The sequence below is a fragment of the Pseudomonas hormoni genome, assembly GCF_018502625.1.
GTDB classification, from domain to species: Bacteria; Pseudomonadota; Gammaproteobacteria; order Pseudomonadales; family Pseudomonadaceae; genus Aquipseudomonas; species Aquipseudomonas hormoni.
This window is the reverse complement of the sequence record NZ_CP075566.1, coordinates 2,339,933-2,357,738: the sequence shown is the minus strand read 5'-3', so window position 1 is coordinate 2,357,738 and position 17,806 is coordinate 2,339,933. Positions and strand designations below refer to the sequence as shown.

The 17,806-nt window shown below is 59.4% G+C and carries 15 protein-coding genes; 6 read left to right on the top strand and 9 right to left on the bottom strand.

Annotation, left to right across the window (positions count from 1 at the left end; translation table 11 throughout):
* Nucleotides 1-202 precede the first annotated feature (202 nt).
* Both KJF94_RS10990 and KJF94_RS10985 read left to right on the top strand, forming a co-directional pair.
* A complete protein-coding gene (locus KJF94_RS10990; RefSeq protein WP_214383322.1) occupies nt 203-1,357 on the top strand; it encodes a MalY/PatB family protein in 1,155 nt (384 codons plus the stop codon).
* 231 nt (nt 1,358-1,588) lie between these two features.
* Complete coding sequence (locus KJF94_RS10985; RefSeq protein WP_214383320.1) at nt 1,589-2,446, top strand: SDR family oxidoreductase; 858 nt, start codon at nt 1,589-1,591, stop codon at nt 2,444-2,446.
* 673 nt (nt 2,447-3,119) lie between these two features.
* Here KJF94_RS10985 and KJF94_RS10980 read toward each other — a convergent pair.
* Genes KJF94_RS10980 through KJF94_RS10970 form a run of 3 tightly spaced genes read right to left on the bottom strand, consistent with a single transcriptional unit; the run spans nt 3,120 to nt 4,606 of the window.
* Complete coding sequence (locus tag KJF94_RS10980) at nt 3,120-3,569, bottom strand: DUF421 domain-containing protein (RefSeq protein WP_214383319.1); 450 nt, start codon at nt 3,567-3,569, stop codon at nt 3,120-3,122.
* Nucleotides 3,570-3,576: 7 nt separating this feature from the next.
* Nucleotides 3,577-4,095, bottom strand: a complete 519-nt coding sequence (locus tag KJF94_RS10975) for a hypothetical protein (RefSeq protein WP_214383317.1) — start codon at nt 4,093-4,095, stop codon at nt 3,577-3,579.
* A complete protein-coding gene (locus tag KJF94_RS10970) occupies nt 4,085-4,606 on the bottom strand; it encodes a CinA family protein (RefSeq protein WP_214383315.1) in 522 nt (173 codons plus the stop codon). The genes KJF94_RS10975 and KJF94_RS10970 overlap by 11 nt, the downstream gene beginning before the upstream one ends.
* Before the next feature lie 257 nt (nt 4,607-4,863).
* Here KJF94_RS10970 and KJF94_RS10965 point away from each other — a divergent pair, with 257 nt between their 5' ends.
* Nucleotides 4,864-6,207 (top strand): cation:proton antiporter, encoded by a 1,344-nt coding sequence (locus KJF94_RS10965; RefSeq protein ID WP_214383313.1) that lies wholly within the window; start codon nt 4,864-4,866, stop codon nt 6,205-6,207.
* Between the two features lie 230 nt (nt 6,208-6,437).
* The gene (locus KJF94_RS10960; protein WP_150629579.1) at nt 6,438-6,914 is read left to right on the top strand and encodes a PA2171 family ribosome-binding persister protein; all 477 of its coding nucleotides are present in this window, start codon (nt 6,438-6,440) and stop codon (nt 6,912-6,914) included.
* 59 nt (nt 6,915-6,973) lie between these two features.
* Here KJF94_RS10960 and KJF94_RS10955 read toward each other — a convergent pair whose 3' ends face one another.
* Complete coding sequence (locus KJF94_RS10955) at nt 6,974-7,510, bottom strand: hypothetical protein (protein WP_214383311.1); 537 nt, start codon at nt 7,508-7,510, stop codon at nt 6,974-6,976.
* An 83-nt stretch (nt 7,511-7,593) separates the two neighbouring features.
* Here KJF94_RS10955 and KJF94_RS10950 point away from each other — a divergent pair, with 83 nt between their 5' ends.
* Nucleotides 7,594-7,839: a hypothetical protein gene (locus KJF94_RS10950; RefSeq protein ID WP_214383310.1), complete on the top strand. Its 246-nt coding sequence runs from the start codon at nt 7,594-7,596 to the stop codon at nt 7,837-7,839.
* Between the two features lies 1 nt (nt 7,840).
* Here the strand turns inward: KJF94_RS10950 and KJF94_RS10945 are convergent, their stop codons facing one another.
* The 3 genes from KJF94_RS10945 to KJF94_RS10935 form a co-directional block, all read right to left on the bottom strand.
* Nucleotides 7,841-9,760, bottom strand: coding sequence for a hybrid sensor histidine kinase/response regulator (locus tag KJF94_RS10945; protein WP_214383308.1), 1,920 nt, complete (start codon nt 9,758-9,760; stop codon nt 7,841-7,843).
* A gap of 99 nt (nt 9,761-9,859) precedes the next feature.
* Nucleotides 9,860-12,151, bottom strand: coding sequence for an ATP-dependent DNA helicase (locus tag KJF94_RS10940; protein WP_214383306.1), 2,292 nt, complete (start codon nt 12,149-12,151; stop codon nt 9,860-9,862).
* Nucleotides 12,148-13,800 carry a VRR-NUC domain-containing protein gene (locus KJF94_RS10935; RefSeq protein WP_214383304.1) on the bottom strand — a complete coding sequence of 551 codons (1,653 nt, stop codon included), beginning with the start codon at nt 13,798-13,800 and terminating at the stop codon, nt 12,148-12,150. Before KJF94_RS10935 ends, KJF94_RS10940 begins: the two co-directional genes overlap by 4 nt.
* Before the next feature lie 221 nt (nt 13,801-14,021).
* Between KJF94_RS10935 and KJF94_RS10930 the strand changes: the two genes are divergently transcribed.
* Nucleotides 14,022-14,246 (top strand): YgdI/YgdR family lipoprotein, encoded by a 225-nt coding sequence (locus KJF94_RS10930; protein ID WP_214383302.1) that lies wholly within the window; start codon nt 14,022-14,024, stop codon nt 14,244-14,246.
* A 134-nt stretch (nt 14,247-14,380) separates the two neighbouring features.
* Here KJF94_RS10930 and KJF94_RS10925 read toward each other — a convergent pair whose 3' ends face one another.
* Together KJF94_RS10925 and KJF94_RS10920 are read right to left on the bottom strand one after the other, a co-directional pair.
* Entirely contained in the window at nt 14,381-16,234 is a 1,854-nt protein-coding gene (locus KJF94_RS10925) for a polyurethane esterase (RefSeq protein ID WP_214383300.1), read from the bottom strand.
* Between the two features lie 195 nt (nt 16,235-16,429).
* Entirely contained in the window at nt 16,430-17,806 is a 1,377-nt protein-coding gene (locus tag KJF94_RS10920) for a TolC family outer membrane protein (protein WP_214383298.1), read from the bottom strand.

Genomic DNA, 17,806 nt, shown 5'->3' with positions numbered 1-17,806 from the left:
GGCGAGGGGATTTATCCCCGTTGGGCTGCGAAGCGGCCCCAGCATTTCAAAGGCCAACCGCGTGTACAGAGTTGACGACTGCTTCGCAGCCGAACGGGGATAAATCCCCTCGCCACAAAATCCCCTCTCCACACGGCTCGCTCCCACACGGCTTGGCGCTTATCATGTCTGCCGAATTAATCCCGGCCTTTATGAGATGAGCATGACTTTCGATTTTGATCAGGTGTTCGACCGCCACCACACCGGCAGTACCAAGTGGAGCCGCTACCCGGCCGAGGTATTGCCGATGTGGGTCGCCGACATGGACTTCGCCGCGCCACCGGTGATCATCCAGGCCCTGCAAAAACGTCTGGAACACCCGTTGCTCGGCTACAGCGTGGCTCAGGATGACTTGCGCCACGCCATCGTCAACGATCTGTGGAACAAGTACGCCTGGCGCGTCGAGCCACAGGAACTGATTTTCCTGCCGGGCGTGGAATCGGGTTTTAACATGGCCCTGAACGCGCTGGTGCAACCGCAACAGAACGTCGTGGTCCAGGTTCCCAACTACCCGCCGCTGCGGCATGCCCCCGGCCATTGGGGCCTGAACAAGGTTGAACTGAATTTCGACACACTGGCTGACGGTACCTACGCCACGCCACTCGACGCCTTGCGCCAGTCGCTGGCCGGTGGCGGCGCGTTGCTGCTGAGCAATCCGCACAACCCGCTGGGCAAGGCGTTTCCACGGGACGAACTGCAAGCGGTGGCGGACATCTGCCGGGAACAGGACGCCTGGATCATCTCCGACGAAATCCACGCCGAACTGTGCTTCGACGGGCGCAAACACATTCCCACCGCGTCGTTGAGCCTGGAAATCGCCCGGCGCACCATCACGCTGATGTCGGCGAGCAAGGCCTACAACATCGCAGGTCTGAAGACCTCGTTCATGATCATCCAGGATCGGGCCTTGCGTGAGCGGGTCAACCACGCTCGTTGCGGCATGGTCGACAGCGTCAACCCGCTGGGCATGGAAGCGACGCGGGTTGCTTATACCGAAGCCGGGCCGTGGCTGACTGAGCTGGTGGGTTACCTGCAAGGCAACCGCGATTACCTGGTCGATGCGGTTCGCACCCGGCTGCCGGGCGTCACCATGAATGTACCGCAGAGCACTTATCTGGCGTGGCTCGATTGCTCGGCGCTGGGTCTGGAGAATCCGCAGCAGTTCTTCCTTGAACAAGCAAAGGTCGGGCTCAGCCCAGGCCTGGATTTTGGCGATGACTGCAAACAGTTCGTCCGCCTGAATTTCGGCTGCCCGCGTGCGTTGCTGGAGGAAGGGATTGCACGGATGGAGCGCAGCCTGATCAATCTCAAGGCCTGATTCCATCTCAAGGCAAAGACAATCCCCCTGTGGGAGCTAGCCTGCTAGCGATGGCGTCGGATCAGTCAGCGTCTATGTCGACTGACACTCCGCCATCGCTAGCAGGCTAGCTCCCACAGGAGGTCGGGTTGATTTGAAGGTTTCAGCAACCGTCCGAAATCCAACCGAACTCAAGCCAAAAGAGCAGGGTCCACCCTTTGACTCTTCTGCCTTGAGAACGGAGATTTCCAGATGACTGACTATCCAAAACCACCCTTCAAGAAGCAGGGCCAGCCCGTCCCCGGCTCCCAGAAGAAAATGGACCCGTACCCGGATTGTGGCGAGCAGAGCTACAAAGGCTCCGGCCGTCTGGACGGCAAGATCGCCCTGATCACCGGCGCCGACAGCGGTATCGGCCGCGCCGTCGCGATCGCCTTCGCCCGTGAAGGCGCGGACGTCGCCGTTGCCTACCTCAATGAACATGAAGACGCGCAGGAAACCGCGCGCTGGGTCGAACAGGCCGGGCGTCAGTGCGTGTTGCTGCCTGGTGACATCGCGCAGAAAGCGCAATGCCAGGCGCTGGTCGACAAGACCGTCGAACGCTTTGGCCGGATCGACATCCTGGTCAACAACGCCGCATTCCAGATGACCCACGAAAATTTCGAGGACATCCCGGACGAAGAATGGGTGATGACCTTCGACGTCAACATCACCGCCATTTTCCGGATCTGCCAGGCGGCACTGAAGCACATGAAACCCGGTAGTTCGATCATCAACACCAGTTCGGTCAATTCGGACATGCCCAAGCCGACCCTCCTCCCCTACGCCACGACCAAAGGCGCGATTGCCAACTTCACCGCCGGCCTGGGGCAGATGCTGGGGCCGAAAAACATCCGGGTGAACTGCGTGGCACCGGGGCCCATCTGGACGCCGCTGATCGTTTCGACCATGCCGGATGAGGAAGTGCAGAACTTTGGCGGGCAAACACCGCTGGGACGGCCAGGACAACCGGTCGAAGTGGCGCCGATTTATGTGCTGCTGGCGTCGGATGAGGCCAGCTACATCACCGGTCAGCGCTACGGGATTACCGGTGGCAAGCCGATGCTTTGAATGAGCATCCTGTGCCGACCGAGCTTGCTCGCGCTTGAGTGCGCAGCGCTCACAAAAGGGGCCGCTGCGCAGCCCGGCGGGAGCAAGCTCCCTCGCCACAAAAGCGGCTTAGGGTGACTCTTGAGAAATCACCGGAATCTTGCCACCGGTCAGCGCTGCGGGATACCGGCGGCAAGCCTATGCTTTGAATGTGCATCCTGTGGCGAGCGAGCTTGCTCGCGCTTGAGTGCGCAGCGCTCACAAAAGGGGCCGCTGCGCAGCCCGGCGGGAGCAAGCTCCCTCGCCACAAAAACGGCTTAGGGTGACTCTTGAGAAATCACCGAAGTCTTGCCACCGGTCAGCGCTTCGGGATACCGGCGGCAAGTCTATGCTTTGAATGAGCATCCTGTGGCGAGCGAGCTTGCTCGCGCTTGAGTGCGCAGCGCTCACAAAAGGGGCCGCTGCGCAGCCCGGCGGGAGCAAGCTCCCTCGCCACAAAAACGGCTTAGGGTGACTCTTGAGAAATCACAGGAATCTTGCCACCGGTCAGCGCTGCGGGATACCGGCGGCAAGTCTATGCTTTGAATGAGCATCCTGTGGCGAGCGAGCTTGCTCGCGCTTGAGTGCGCAGCGCTCACAAAAGGGGCCGCTGCGCAGCCCGGCGGGAGCAAGCTCCCTCGCCACAGAAAGCGGTTCAGGGCGAGTCTTGGGCAATCACCGAAATCTTGCCGTTTCGTTCAAGGATCGCAAACTTGATCTGATCCAGGGTTTCGATGCCCTGACTCGAACGGGCGGCCTCCATGATGTCGGCCTCGATCAAACGTGCGTGGCGCAGGCGCTTGTGCAGCACCTTGCCGTTCTCGACGATGATCGTCGGCTCGCCATCGATCAGCTGGGACAACCAGTGCGAGCGCTGCTTGAGCAGCGACAGCCCAACGTCAATCGCAATCAGCGTGACGATGACCAGCATTGAATTAGTCAGGGAAAAGTCATCGCCCAGCAACGCCTGTTGCGTCGCCTCGCCGATGATCATCAGCAGCACAAAATCGAAGGTGGTCAATTCGGCCAGCGAGCGCCGGCCGGCAATCTTGAACAGCACCATCAGGGCCAGATACATCACTGCCGCGCGCAATACCGAATCCATAGGTCACCTAAGGGAAAATGAATTGATCCAGCTGCACCGGCATGGCACCGGGGGAAGAAATACGGCTGCGAAACAACCCGAGCCCGTCGCCGCGTAACGTCAGATAAAGGTTGACCTGTCCCTGCGCATCGGTTTGCAACCACAGCTTCATGCCCTGCCCCGCACTCAGGGCGCGAACGGGTTGCGGTTGCAGGGTTTCGATGCTGAATCCGTCCAGCAGCGCCGCCGAAAGCTCCAGTTCGACCGTGGCATCCGGCGCACCGATCACGCTGATCTGCATCGCGTTGGTCGAGCCATTGCGGTGGAACATCTCGTACTGCACCCGGACCTTGCCATCGCCACCGGAGACGTCCCGAGTGCTCAACGGCCCGTGGGAAAACAGGCCGAGCAGCGCCAGCAAAACCAACACCACCAGGACGTACCAGCCCACACGTTCAAACCGCCAGACTTTGACCTGGTACGCCATGTCGTCCTGCACGGGATAGTCGCGACTTTGGTAATCGCGTTGAGCGGATTCATCGCTCATGACCTTCTCCCTGGCCTGGCCCGCTGGCCAACGCACGCTGATGGAAATCAGGCAGCAGCTTCAAGGCATGTTCTGCGGCTATCAGCTGCACCTGACTCCGTGTGCCGAAAAACCGCTTCTGTCGACTGAAGACACTGCGCCCGTGAGGGGTCTGATAGGCCCAGGCAAAACAGATGGTGCCGGCCGGAATGCCATCGACGTCTTCCGGCCCAAGGATGCCGGTGGTCGCCACGGCAACATTGGCAGTGCTGTCGCGTAGCGCCCCGTCCGCCATTTCCCGGGCGACTTCACAACTGGTCAGGTTGAACGTTTCGATGGTCGAAGGGCTGACGTTGAGCAAGCGTTGTTTCGCTTCGGGGGAATAGACCACGTAGCCGCTTTCGATCAACTCACCGCTGTGCGGCACCTCGGCAAGGAGCGTGACGATTTTTCCGGCGGTGCAGGACTCTGCAGTGGTCAGCAGTAAATCGTGCTCACGCAGGTACTCGACCACGGTTTGGCTGACGCTCATGGTAATTCTCCCGACAGAGAGCTGCTCGGTTGACCTTCCCCTTTGCAAACATTCCCTCTATTGGACCACGTCCGTCTGCGGCGAGAAAAAGTGAACCCCTGACAATGCTCGCCCCTCAATACGTTCAGGGGCCCCTGTCACGGGGCCGCTCCCGATCAGGAGGTCGTCATGTCCGCACTTATCGTCAAGTTGTTTACCCAACCGAACTTCGCGTGGACGGATATCCGCAAGGAAGAGGAAGCCCAGCCTCGCCACCCATGAGCTTCATTCTTTGGGTAGCGGTATTGGGAGCGGTGCTGCTGACTCTGGCGTTGACGTCCTCGTACCTGCGCTGGATGCCGGTGACGACATCGGCGGTGTGCCTGATGCTGGGGGTCGCCATCGGGCCGTCAGCGCTCGGTCTATTGAAGCTGGACATGAACGATGCCTCGATCTGGATGGAGCACCTGACGGAAGTCGCGGTGCTCTTTTCGCTGTTTGTGTGCGGCCTGAAGTTACGCTCGCCCTTCAAGGATAAAAACTGGCGCATCGCGGTCGGCCTGGCCGGACCGGTGATGGTGTTGACCATTGCCGGTGTCAGCCTGCTGTTGCACTACGGTTTCGAATTGTCCTGGGGCACCGCGGTGTTGATTGGCTCGATACTGGCACCCACCGACCCGGTACTCGCCGCGCTGGTACAAGTCAACGACGCCCGGGATGACGACAGTGTGCGCTTCGGCCTCTCCGGTGAGGCGGGGCTCAATGACGGGATTGCCTTTCCGTTCGTGATTCTCGGGTTGCTGCTGTTGCAACACGACGGCAACCCCGGCTGGCTGGGCGACTGGGCGCTGCGCAGCCTGCTCTGGGCCGTCCCTGCCGGCTTGCTCACGGGTTATGCGATGGGGCGTGGCATTGGTCGCCTGACGTTGGCGCTGCGGATCAAAAATGACGACAGCACCCTTTCACCCAACGATTACCTGGCCCTCGCGTTGATTGCCCTGGCGTACGTCGGCGCCGAAGCGGTTCATGGCTACGGTTTTCTGTCAGTGTTCGCGGCGGGCCTGGGTCTGCGTCATGAAGAGGTCAAATCCACCGGCGATGACGAACTGCCGGCCGAGCATCGGGTACAGCCGGTGGTCGGCCATCAGAACGTCGAGCCGCACGAGGCCGTCCATGGCGATACCGAAGGTCTCGAAGACACGCAGGTCGCCGCCGGCATCATGATGGGCGACATGCTCGCGTTCGGCAGCTTGGTCGAACGTGCCATGGAAGTGTTTCTGGTGACGCTGCTCGGTGTCGTGCTGATTGGGCACTGGGACTGGCGAGCGCTGCTGATCGGCGGCGTGTTGTTTTGCCTGATTCGACCGCTAAGCGTTGTCGCCCTGCCCTGGCGTGGCTTGCTGGACGGTCGCCAGCGCCTGTTGATCGGCTGGTTCGGCATTCGCGGGATCGGTAGCCTGTATTACCTTTTCTATGCCCTGAACCATGGGCTCGCGCCTTCAATCGCAGCGCTTTGCACCGACCTGACGTTGTCGGTGGTTGCGCTGAGCATTCTCGTCCATGGCATCAGCACGCAACCAATGCTGGCTTGGTACGAACAGCGCAAAAAGCAAAAGACTTGATTTGATGGCGGTGAGTTTTCACGAAATCCGAAGCCGCGAACTGCATGAGTCAAAATCCGGACTCATGCAGCCTGCATGACCGCAGTTCGCCATCAGCCAATCCAACCCGTTGATTTTCAAGGCGCTTGCTTCAGCAACTTATCGGCACAACAAATGCTCAAGGACTATCAGCGACCTTCGGCCTCGAGACCGTTCGCGCTCATCCCCGTGACTATTTGAGAGACTCGACCATGAACGCCATTGACCTGTTGCAAGCCGACCATGAACGCGTAAAAGGCATCCTGACCCAACTGAGCGAATCCACCGAACGTGGCGTTAAAAAACGCACCGAGCTGCTGGCCAAGCTTGAAATGGAGATCACCATCCATACCCGACTCGAAGAGGAAGTCTTGTACCCTGCGTATAAGAAAGCGGGTGGCAAAGAACAGGACGTCATGTATTACGAAGCCAAGGAAGAACACCGCACCGTCGATTCTCTGGTACTGCCTGACTTGAAAGTCACCGACCCGTCCTCTGTGGAATTCGCCGGGCGCGTGAAAGTGGTCAAGGAGCTGCTGGAGCACCACATCGAAGAGGAAGAAACGGAAATGTTTCCTCAGGCCAAAAAGCTGCTGGGCAAAGCCACCCTCGAAGAATTGGGTGCGCAAATGGAAAGCCTCAAGGCCCAGTACAAGAAAGAAATGAGTGCGGCCAATCTGGCGGCCTGATCTAAGTGGCAGGCGTAAAAAAGGCCCGGCGTTTGCCGGGCCTTTTTTGCTTTTGCGTCTCATGCGCCAGGATTGGTCACCTGGATATAAAACGCGTAACTACCCAGCAACACCCAGAACGTGGCGAAAATCCAGGGAGTGCGCACCGAGAACAACAGCGACTTGCGGTAGCCCTTGTGGGACGACTCCATCTCGCTGAACAGCGGCGACTCGTCGTAGGCCAGTCCCATCAAGGGTTCGCTGCGCAGTAGTTCACTCTGTTTGAAGTGCCAGTGATCGATGATGTCGTACGCCGCGCGAATGCCCGGCCAGGCGTTGAGGGAACTGAGTAGCCCCAACAGCGCCAGAAACGGCGGCACCACCAGGGTAAAGAGTTTGCCCCACTCGGGATTGAGGTTGGCCATGCACGATGCGAAGGCAATCACCAGAAACGATTGCGCCGCGAGGTAGGCGTCGGTGCGATTGGCCAGAATGCTGGTTTCGTACTGGATTTCCCGCCGGTAGAAATCCAGGCGTTCCTTGGGCGAGCCGAACATCTTGGCATTGTGTTCGGTCAGGGCTTCTTCAGCAGTCGCTTCAGTCAGTATTCTTGGCAAGGGAGTCACGCACATAATGGAAAACGTTTAGAAGAAACGCCTACTGACAAGTTCAGCTGGATTAACACTGCAAGGGGCCTGCAATGGACGATCTTGATTGGGTGCAATGGCCAGCGATGCTGGTGACGGTGCTGGCGGCGTGGCTGATCGGTTCACGAGCCCCCAGGCGTCGGGTCTGGGGGTTCATCTGTTTTATCCTCAGCAACATTTTGTGGGTGATCTGGGGGTATCAGTCCCAGGCCTACGCGTTGATCGTGTTGCAGTTTTGCCTGTGCGCCATGAACCTGCGCGGCTTCAAAAAGAACGCAGGCTCCGCGACCGGACAATGAGTCATTTCATCGTCGATGCAATGATTTCTACCAGATTGAGTTGAGTAAAAGGTTTGGACAGGCGTGGGAGTCTGGTCGCAAAACCTTCCAGTCGCTCGGCATAACCCGTGGCGAGGACGATCGGCAGGTCCGGCTTGATGTTTCGAATCGCCTGCGCCAGTTGCGCGCCATCCATTTGCGGCATGGCCATGTCGGTAATGACCAGGTCGATGGCCTGCTCGCTGTCGAACACTTTCAGCGCTTGAGCCCCGGATACCGCACTGATCACCCGGTGCCCCAAATCTTCAAGCAACAGGCAGGTACTGGTCAGCACCAGGCTGTCGTCGTCCACCACCAGCACGCACAGGCGCGACACCGGCGGTGCGGCCTCCTCCTGGGCAGGCTTGGCAGCCAAACCGTTTGTGGCGACGGGGATCCACAGTTCGGCCGTGGTTCCCTTGTCCTTTTGGCTTTTCAGAATGAACCGCCCGCCCAACTGTTCGATGAAACCATGAACCATCGACAATCCCAGCCCCGTGCCTTTGCCCACCCCCTTGGTGGTGAAAAACGGGTCCATCGCCGAGGCAAGGGTGGCCTCATCCATGCCCTCCCCCGAATCACTGACGCTCAGGCAGACAAAACGGCCTGACTTTGGCGAGAGCGAGGAATGATCCCCGGCTTCCTCAGACTTGGCGCTGATCAGGATTTTCCCGCCGTGGGGCATTGCATCGCGGGCGTTGGTCACCAGGTTCAGGACCGCCAGTTCCAGCTGGTTAACGTCTGCCACCACCGGCTCGATGTCTTGCGGAAAACGGGTTTCGAGTACCACGGAAGGTCCGAGGGAACTGCGCAACAGACCGGTAATGCCCTCTACCAACCTCGGTATTTCGACAGACTCGGTCTTCAATTCCTGACGCCGGGCAAAGGCCAGCATGCGCTGGGTCAGCGAAACCCCGCGTAAGGCACCCTGAGCGGCGTTGTCCAGCAACCGGGTGATTTTCGGATCCTCGCCCACGCGCTTGCGGACGATTTCCAGATTGCCAAGGATCACCGTCAGCAGGTTATTGAAGTCATGGGCAATGCCTCCGCTGAGTTGCCCGATGGCCTGCATTTTTTGCGCCTGAAAGAGCGCCTCGCGGGTTTGTTCGAGGGCCTGCTGGGCGAGGGTCGCTTCGGTGATATCCCGGGTGATCTTGGCGAAACCGAGCAATGTGCCGGTGTCGCCCCAGATCGGGTCGACCACGACATGCGCCATAAACCGTGTGCCGTCCTTGCGCAGTCGCCAGCCCTTGTTTTCGAATCGCCCCTCGCGAACCGCAATGTCCAGGGTGCGTTTCGGTTCGCCGGCTTCGCGATCTTCCGGGGTGTAGAACATCGAAAAATGCTTGCCGATCACTTCTTCTGGCAGGTAACCCTTGATGCGCTGGGCACCAGGATTCCAGTTTGTCAGGCGTCCATCAGCGTCGAGCATGTAGATCGCGTAGTCCGTGACGCTTTGCACCAATAACCGGAACTGCTGCTCGCTCTGCTTGAGGACTTCTTCGGCCATCTTGCGGTCGGTCAGGTCCCGGGTGATCTTGGCAAAACCCAACAATGTGCCCGTCGCATCGAAAATCGGATCGATCACCACGTGGCACCAGAAATGCGTACCGTCCTTGCGAACCCGCCAGCCTTCGCCCTCGAACCGTCCCTCGCGGATCGCCGTATCCAGCGCCCGTTGGGGCAACCCTTTGAGACGATCCTCTTCGGTGTAGAAACGCGAGAAGTGCTGACCGAGAATCTCGGCTTCCTCATACCCTTTAAAGCGCTTGGCGCCGGAATTCCAGCTGGTGATGATGCCGTCGGGATCAATCATGTAGATCGCATAGTCAATCACCGCATCGATCAACAGGCGAAAACGCCCGTCCTCGATGGGGCTGGCTTTGATTCGATCTTCGCTCATTGCGCCCTCACGTCAGGAATGTTTTTTTGGAGTATGGGACAAACCGAAGAATTGGAAAGCACGAAAATAGACCCTGGCGTGTGTGTTGATCAGGTTACCTCATGGCAATGGGGTTGCTCCAATGCACAAGCGTGAGTCCCCGACCGACCACCAACGCGGCAGGAGCTGCCTGACCTTGCTGTCGCCAAACCGGTCATCGATCAACATCACCACCCCTTGATCCTGTTGGGTGCGGATCACGCGTCCGGCCGCCTGAACTACTTTCTGCACGCCGGGAAACAGGTAGGCGTAGTCATAACCGGCTCCGAAAATTGCTGCCATCCGATGTTTCAACTGTTCATTGACCGGGTTGAGTTGCGCCAGTCCGAGGGTGGCGATAAAAGCGCCGATCAACCGGGCACCGGGCAAGTCGATGCCTTCGCCAAATGCCCCGCCCAGTACCGCGAAACCGATGCCCTGGCTATGCGCAGTGAACTGATCGAGAAAGTCCTGACGCTGCCCTTCCCCCATGCCCCGGGATTGCGACCAGAGATTGATGTGTGGATGGGTCTCGGCCAGCAACTGTGCGACTTGCTGCAAGTAATCGAAGCTGCTGAAAAACGCCAGGTAATTGCCTGGGCGTTGGCTGAATTGCCTGGCGATCAGCTCGACGATCGGCGCCAGAGAAGACTGTCGATGGACAAACCGCGTGGAAATCTGGCTGACGATATGGACCTTCAACTGGTCAGCGTGAAACGGTGACTCGACGTCGATCCAGACTGTGTTCGCCGGCGTTCCGAGTAAATCGGCGTAGTAATGGCGCGGACTCAACGTCGCGGAAAACAGCACGGTGCTGCGTGCCGCCGTCAGGCGCGGGCGGATGAAACCGGCGGGCACCACGTTGCGCAGGCACAGTTGCGACAGGTTGCGTTGGCGGTCGAGGTCGCGCTTGCTGATGTCGAACAGGAACTGCTCATCGAAGAGCTCGGCGACGCGGCAGAATTGCAGCATGTCGAAATAGAAAGTCTGTAAGGCGCTGTCCAGGCCCTGGGGATGATCATTGAGGTAGTCGCCGATGCTCGCGCTGCATGACGACAATGCCTGGAGCAGTTTCTCCGGTGGTTTGTCGTAGGCCTGGTACGGCGCGAGTTGCAGGTTATGCAGGGCGTTCCACTCGCGATTGACCCGTTGCAAGGTTTTCTTCAAGGGCTCGGGAGCGGTTTTGCGCACACCGTTGAGCGCCGACTGGTCAAGGCTGGCGCTGTACATCTGCCGCCCGCGCTCCACCAGATTGTGGGCTTCGTCCACCAGGACCGCGACTTTCCAGTTGTTGGCCTGGGCCAGCCCGAACAACAGCGCGCTGAAATCGAAATAGTAGTTGTAGTCAGCAACCACCACGTCGGCCCAACGGGCCATTTCCTGGCTCAGGTAATAAGGGCAGACGTTGTGCTTCAGGGCCACTTCGCGCAAGGCGTTCTGGTTCAACAGCGTCAGCTCGCTGGCGGCCTGGCGCGCGGCCGGCAACCGATCATAGAAACCCTGGGCCAACGGGCAGGATTCGCCATGGCAGGCCTTGTCCGGATGCTCGCAGGCCTTGTCCCGGGCGATCATTTCCAGGACCCGCAACGGTGGCGCAGCGGCGCTGTCGAGAATGACCTGCGCCGCATCGAGCGCCAGTTTGCGCCCGGGGGTTTTTGCCGTGAGGAAAAACACTTTGTCCAGCTGCTGCGGTGCCAGGGCCTTGAGCATCGGAAACAGCGTGCCGACGGTCTTGCCAATACCGGTCGGCGCCTGGGCCATCAGGCAACGGCCAGTGCTGACGGCCTTGAACACGGACTCCGCCAGATGCCGTTGCCCCGGACGAAAATCGACATGGGGAAACGCCAGTTGCTGCGCCGCAGCGTTGCGTGCTTCGCGATGGGCCATTTCCTGTTCGGCCCAGCGCAGGAACAGTTGGCAATGGTGTTCGAAGAACGTCTTCAGTGCGTCAGCGCTGAAAGCCTCGACCAGGCAGGTCTCCTTTTCGCTGACGATGTCGAAATACACCAGCGCCAGGTTGATCTGCGCCAGGTCCAGTTTCTGGCACATCAACCAGCCGTAGACCTTGGCCTGCGCCCAGTGCAGTTGACGATGATTGGCCGGCTGCTTGCTCAGGTCGCCGCGGTAGGTTTTGACTTCTTCCAGGCAGTTTTGCACCGGGTCGTAGCCGTCCGCCCTGCCTTTGACCTTCAACGTTTGATACAGGCCTTCAAGCGCGACTTCACTCTGATAACCGTCGCTGCGCCGGGACGCCACCGTCCGGTGGCCGACGATGCCTTCCAGTGCAGTCGGCGAGGGTGTGAAGCGCAGGTCGAGGTCGCCGACCTTGGCGGTGAACTCACACAACGCCCGCACCGCGATGCTGTAGCTCAAGCGCTCTGCTCCGCCCATTGCACGTAGCAGACGGCAATGGGCATCTGGTGTTCATGGCAGAACTCGAGCCAGCGCAACTGATTGTCTTGCAGGCGATCGCCAGGGCCTTTGACTTCGATCATGCGGTAGGTCTTGTGCTGCGGCCAGAACTGGATCAGGTCCGGCATCCCGGCGCGGTTGACCTTGATGTCCAGCAGCAAACGGTTGAACCAGTGTTTGAGGTGCTCGGCCGGCAGGCAATCAAGCGCCTGATCGAGCAATTCTTCGTTTAACGCGCCCCAGAACACAAAGGGCGATTGCACGCCCCACTTGGCGGCATACCGCTCCCGGATCGTCTGCAGGTAACGCCCATCATCGAGCTCGGCTAGGCAGACCTGGAACAGATCGGCCCGCCGTGCCTGGAAGTCTTCATTGAGCAGATCCACCGGCCCACGCTGGAACGGGTGAAAAAACGACCCCGGCAAGGGCGCGAAGATCGCTGGCCAGCACAGCAACCCGAACAGCGAGTTGATCAGGCTGTTTTCGACGTAATGCACCGGTGCCGAATCCTCCGCCAGATGCGCCTGTACGTAAAACTCCACCGATAGCGTGGGATCGATTCTGGGCAGTTGCAGGTCCAGGCGCAGCATTTCCCTTGGGGACGGACGTTTTGCTGGCGGCCCGCCGAGCTTACGCCGCAACCTGGGCAATACACGCAGCAGTTGCTGTTGTTCGGCAGCGCTTTCCGGCGATTGGCCGGCAACCGTGGCCAGGTCCATGGCCAGTTGATATTCGCCGCAGCGCTCCAGCACCCGAATCAACCGCGACCTCGCACCGGGCCAGGCACAGTCGCGGTAAATGCTCAGCGCATTGGAGAAATCCGCCATGCGTTCGCAGTGCTGACCGATCTGGAACAACAGCTTGCTGCGCCGTTTTTGCAACCAGGGATTGGTCAGTGTCAGCCCGTTGATCTGCTCGACGACCTCCGCCACCGCTTCACCCACCTCCAAACGCTGCTGGCATTCGTGAAGAAAGAAACAGGCATCCACATCCTCGCGACTGCGCAAGCCTCGGGATTCGACGCAAAACTCGACTTTTTCGTAGGTAAAGATGCCGAGGTCGGCCAGCACGAACTCCGACCAGTCCTGATAAAGATTGCCGAAGAACATCAGGCGCAGACGATCACAAAGACCCATGATGGTCAGACTGAACAACCGGTCCTCCAGGGGGGCGCACCAATGGGTAAAACTGAGCGTTTCGGGAAACCGCTCGCTCAGGGTCGCAAGCCAGTCGGTCTTTTTGCCTTTGGGCTTATCAATGGCCGTGCCGAAGCACTGCACGATTTCCGCCTTGAGCAACACGTCGAATAACGTTTCGAGCGACAGCGGCGCCTGATCATCGATCCAGCCAAGTTCCAGCAACGGCTTGGCGGCACTGGCGATGTCGCCAATCTCGAGGTAATGCAGTTTGCTCGCCCGGAAGTGAACCCCCTTGCGCATCACCATCCGCACCAGCAGCGCCCTGGATTCGCGGGGCAACCGGTTGAATTCACGGATGAAGGTTCGCTCCTCGAGCGTCAGCACATCGGCATAGCGATGCTCAAGCCAATCAAGCACTTGCATGAAGTTGTTCAAGTAATAGAACGGATCGTCGAGCGGATTCTGGGTCACAGGAAAGCAGGGCCACGGGGAGCGAGTACTGGTTATGCGTACAGATACCAGCAACGCCCTGTCCGGCGCAAACGGAAAAGGATAAGCGGCGGCGCGATCGGGAATATTTCGCCTGCCAGTCGAACTTTCCCGCAATCCATCGTACCAACCGCGTTAGAGGTACAGTGACGATTGAAGGATTCGAAGCAGTCGCGCTGTTTTTTGGAGGATGAGAGGTGGTTATGAATATCAAGACTCTGGGTTTGCCCATGGCAGTGGCGGCCCTGCTGGCCCTCGCCGGTTGCTCGACGCCAACAGTGGTGACACTGCAGAACGGCACCCAGTATTTGACCAAGGACATGCCGAAAGCCAATAACAAGGAAGGTTTTTACGAGTTTGAAGATATTTCCGGGACGAAGGTGAAGGTCAAGGTTGATGACGTGGCCACGGTGCGCAAGGAAGACTGAAGACCGAGTTATCGTTCATCGCGGGCAAGCCCGCTCCCACAGGTTCTGAAGTGAATGCACAATTCGTGCTCGACCATGATCCCTGTGGGAGCGGGCTTGCCCGCGATGAGGCCCTTGCCGGCGCCACATCACCTTCAGGCAATAACAATACCGGCACCGGAAAGGCTATCCAGCCCCACCCCGACCAGCGTCACCGAATCATTGCCAAACGTCAGCACCGTATCCTGCCCCACAACCGTGGCATGGGACAGAAAGTCATCGTTCGGCCCCACCCCCTGAACCCCGAGAAACACCAGCTTGTCATTCGCCTGATAGCCCACCACTCGGTCATGGCCAAACGCACCACTGAACAGGAACGTATCGATCCCGCCGCCCGACTCCATCAGGTCATTCCCCGCTCCGCCGACAAACACGTCGTTGCCTTGGCCTCCGATCAGATGGTCGTTACCCTCCAGGCCAAACAACCAATCACCGCTGACGTGAGCTTTCAGCGTATCGGCGCCCGCTCCGCCCTTCAGCGTCGAGGCGTATTGAGTCAGGTTATTCCCCACCGCCAAACCGTTAGCCGTAACGCTGTGGCTCACGTCATCCTTGAACACCCCCCAGAGAAACCCCGGCTCCTTGGTAACAATGCTGCCAATGTCGCGGGTGATGCTGATGCCGCCCTGCGCATCGCGGATGTACAGGTTGCCGGCGCCGTCATTGGCGAAATCGAAGTTTTTCACCGACTGCTGCAAGTCCAGCACGTTGCTGCCCTTACCGCCCAGCACGATGTTGTAGCCACCGCCGTCGCGGAAGGTGTCATTGCCATCGCGGCCTTCCAGGTAGTCGTTGCCCTTGCCGCCCTGGATCAGGTCGTTGCCGTCGCTGCCGATGATGAAGGTGCTGCCCTTGTGGGGGTCGGCGTTGCGATTGAGGTCCTGGACCCAGGTGTTCCCGCGCACCGGATCGGACAGGTTGGCGACGATGACGGTCGAGTCTTTGCTGGTGAGGTCATAGAACTTCGATTCCAGCACCCGTGACATGCCATCGCCATAACCCGTGGGCAGGTGGGAAATCCAGGTCGGGATATTAAGGATGGAAAACGGCAGCACATTCCACGCCGTCGAGGCGTAATGATCGTTGAAGCTGACGAGGTTGTGGGTCGCCGAGTCCTGATGGGCATCGTGCACACCCACCGACGACAGATTGAAGGATGAACCATCGAGCGCACGGAACACCGGATCGTTCTCATAACCGACGTTGAGCACTTTATCGGTGCTGCTTTGAGTGGGCGACGCGTAGGCAATGTAGTTGGAGTCCTTGTAGAACCCGGCCCACTTGTCGTTGCTCAGGTCCGCCAGGCTGTTGACCGCCAGGCCGCCGAGGCTGTGGCCGCTGACCAGTACGTCCTTGCCCGACAAGCCATTGGCCCGGGCAAATGCCGCGACATCGCCCAGCAAGTCGCCAAACGCTTCGCCCACGTAGTTCTTCGCGTAATCCTTCGGCCCCAATGCGGCGAGCAGATCGTTGATCCCGTCAGCGATCGAGTCGCTGATCAGGCTTTCCCGTGGCCCACTGGTGCCGCGAAAGGCGATGCCGATTTCGCTGAGATGGCCCTGGGCGTCGTACTTGCCGAGGATTTCCACCTGGGCGCTGGTGTAGCCGGCCTTTTCGCCGAAGAAGGTTCCTCGGGCATCGATCTTGCCGTCATAGCCCAGTTGAGTCGCGGTAATGGGCGTCCAGCCAGCCTTGTGCACCGCGTCGAGCGCGGCTTTTTCCGAATCCGGGTTCCACGGCACGCCAGGGATCACGCCCTGGGAATCGGTGCCGCCAATCAGCGCAGTCACCAGCGTCGCCGGTAAGCCGAGGCCAAAGCCGTTGTGCTGGTAACCGGTGGCAAAGCCGTTATCGAGGTTGTGATAGGAATACAGCGTGATCGCCATGGCGTCGGTGAACAACGCCTTTGAATCTGCCGTGCCAAAGTTTTTGTAGTCGTACACACCCATGGTAAAGCCTCTCTTTTTGTTGGAATGCTGGTCACCTAGTGCATACCTTTGTGGCGAGCGAGCTTACTCGCGCTGGGCTGCGTAGCGGCCCCAAAAATCTGACAGCCATTGCCGATTTTTTGTGAGTGCTACGCACTCAAGCGGGAGCAAGCTCCCTCGCCACAGATGTGGGTGCCCGCCGGTATTTCACTGGTGTCAAAGATCTTTGCGGCGTGACTCCGGGCCTTGCCCAAACGCCTCGTCAACCTTGGCCAGGTCCTGCTCGTTCAGCGTTCCGGCGTAGTAATGCAGCTTGATCCAGGCCATCAAATAGTCGTACCGGGTCTGGGCCAGGTCGCGGCGTGTGGTGTAGAGCTGTTGTTCGGCGTTGAGCGCATCGAGGTTGACCCGTTCACCGCCAAGGATGCTCTGCTTCGTCGAGACCACCAGGGCTTCGGCGGACGTCAGGGCTTTCTGATAGGCCCGCAGTTTGCTCACCCCCGACTGGCACGCACTGAATTGCCGGCGCAGCTCGATCAGCGTCTCCCGGGTCTGACCCTCTAGCTGGTACTCCGCCTGCTCCATGGCGCGGCTGGCCTGGCGGGTCGAGGCGGAAACCCCACCGCCGGCATACAGCGGCACGTTGACTTCAATGCCGATGGTGTTGGTGTCGTAGCGCTGGTTGTAGGTGTTGCCGCTTTCCGATTCGTTCTGCCGCACCGACGCGTACGCACTGACTTTCGGCAGGTGCCCGGCGCGATTGCGTTCGACTTCGTAGCGCGCCACTTCCACGGCCTGGCGCTGTGAAGCCAGGTTCGGGTTGTTCGCCACGGCCATTTCGTGCCAGGTGTCGTAACGGGCGGGTTGCAGGGTGAAGGTCTGAAAGTTCTGGTCCAGCGGCGCCAGGTCCGCGATGTCGATTGCCGGCACGCCAATCAGCGCACCGAGTTCCCGCAAGGACGCATCCTGCTCGTTGCGCGCCTCGATTTCCTCGGCGGTCGCCAGTTCGTAGCGGGATTCGGCCTCGAGAATATCGGTGCGCGTGCCCTCGCCCTGGCGGAACATGTGTTCGTTCTGCTGGAACTGTTGCTCGAAGGCCTTCTTTTTCGCCAGTGCAATGTCGATCTGGTCTTGGGCGAACAGCGCCTGCGTGTAGTTTTCCAGCACGCGCACCAGCAATTCCTGGCTCTTTCCGCGGAAGGCTTCGTCGGCAAACAGCGATTGCGCCACACCTTTGCGGTACGCCGCATAGGCTTCGTAATCGATCAAGGGCTGCTGCAACGTCAGCGTCGAGCCGTAACTGCTGTAGTTGCGATCATCGCGCTGATTTTGCCCGCGCTCGTTGAGGTAGGTGACCTTGGAGGTATTGCGGCCCTTGTTGTAGGTGTAACCCAGGTGTGGCAGCAGCCCGGCGCGGCCGATGGCGCGGTTTTCCAGGCCGGCATCGCGTTCCTTGATGGCGCCGAGAAACACCGGATCATTGCGCAACGCTTGTTCGTAAATATCGAACGGGCCCATGGCCATTGACGCGTTGCAGGTCAGCAACGCGAGACTCGCTGCGAAAAGGGAAAGCTTATTCATACAGCGGAACAT

Coding starts and splice junctions, on each gene's coding strand:
- KJF94_RS10945 (WP_214383308.1), bottom strand. CDS start 9,760: ATGAGCGAAGATCGAATCAAAGCCAGCCCCATCGAGGACGGGCGTTTT.
- KJF94_RS10975 (WP_214383317.1), bottom strand. CDS start 4,095: ATGAGCGATGAATCCGCTCAACGCGATTACCAAAGTCGCGACTATCCC.
- KJF94_RS10990 (WP_214383322.1), top strand. CDS start 203: ATGACTTTCGATTTTGATCAGGTGTTCGACCGCCACCACACCGGCAGT.
- KJF94_RS10950 (WP_214383310.1), top strand. CDS start 7,594: ATGGACGATCTTGATTGGGTGCAATGGCCAGCGATGCTGGTGACGGTG.
- KJF94_RS10920 (WP_214383298.1), bottom strand. CDS start 17,806: ATGTTCCGCTGTATGAATAAGCTTTCCCTTTTCGCAGCGAGTCTCGCG.
- KJF94_RS10985 (WP_214383320.1), top strand. CDS start 1,589: ATGACTGACTATCCAAAACCACCCTTCAAGAAGCAGGGCCAGCCCGTC.
- KJF94_RS10965 (WP_214383313.1), top strand. CDS start 4,864: ATGAGCTTCATTCTTTGGGTAGCGGTATTGGGAGCGGTGCTGCTGACT.
- KJF94_RS10960 (WP_150629579.1), top strand. CDS start 6,438: ATGAACGCCATTGACCTGTTGCAAGCCGACCATGAACGCGTAAAAGGC.
- KJF94_RS10980 (WP_214383319.1), bottom strand. CDS start 3,569: ATGGATTCGGTATTGCGCGCGGCAGTGATGTATCTGGCCCTGATGGTG.
- KJF94_RS10925 (WP_214383300.1), bottom strand. CDS start 16,234: ATGGGTGTGTACGACTACAAAAACTTTGGCACGGCAGATTCAAAGGCG.
- KJF94_RS10970 (WP_214383315.1), bottom strand. CDS start 4,606: ATGAGCGTCAGCCAAACCGTGGTCGAGTACCTGCGTGAGCACGATTTA.
- KJF94_RS10930 (WP_214383302.1), top strand. CDS start 14,022: ATGAATATCAAGACTCTGGGTTTGCCCATGGCAGTGGCGGCCCTGCTG.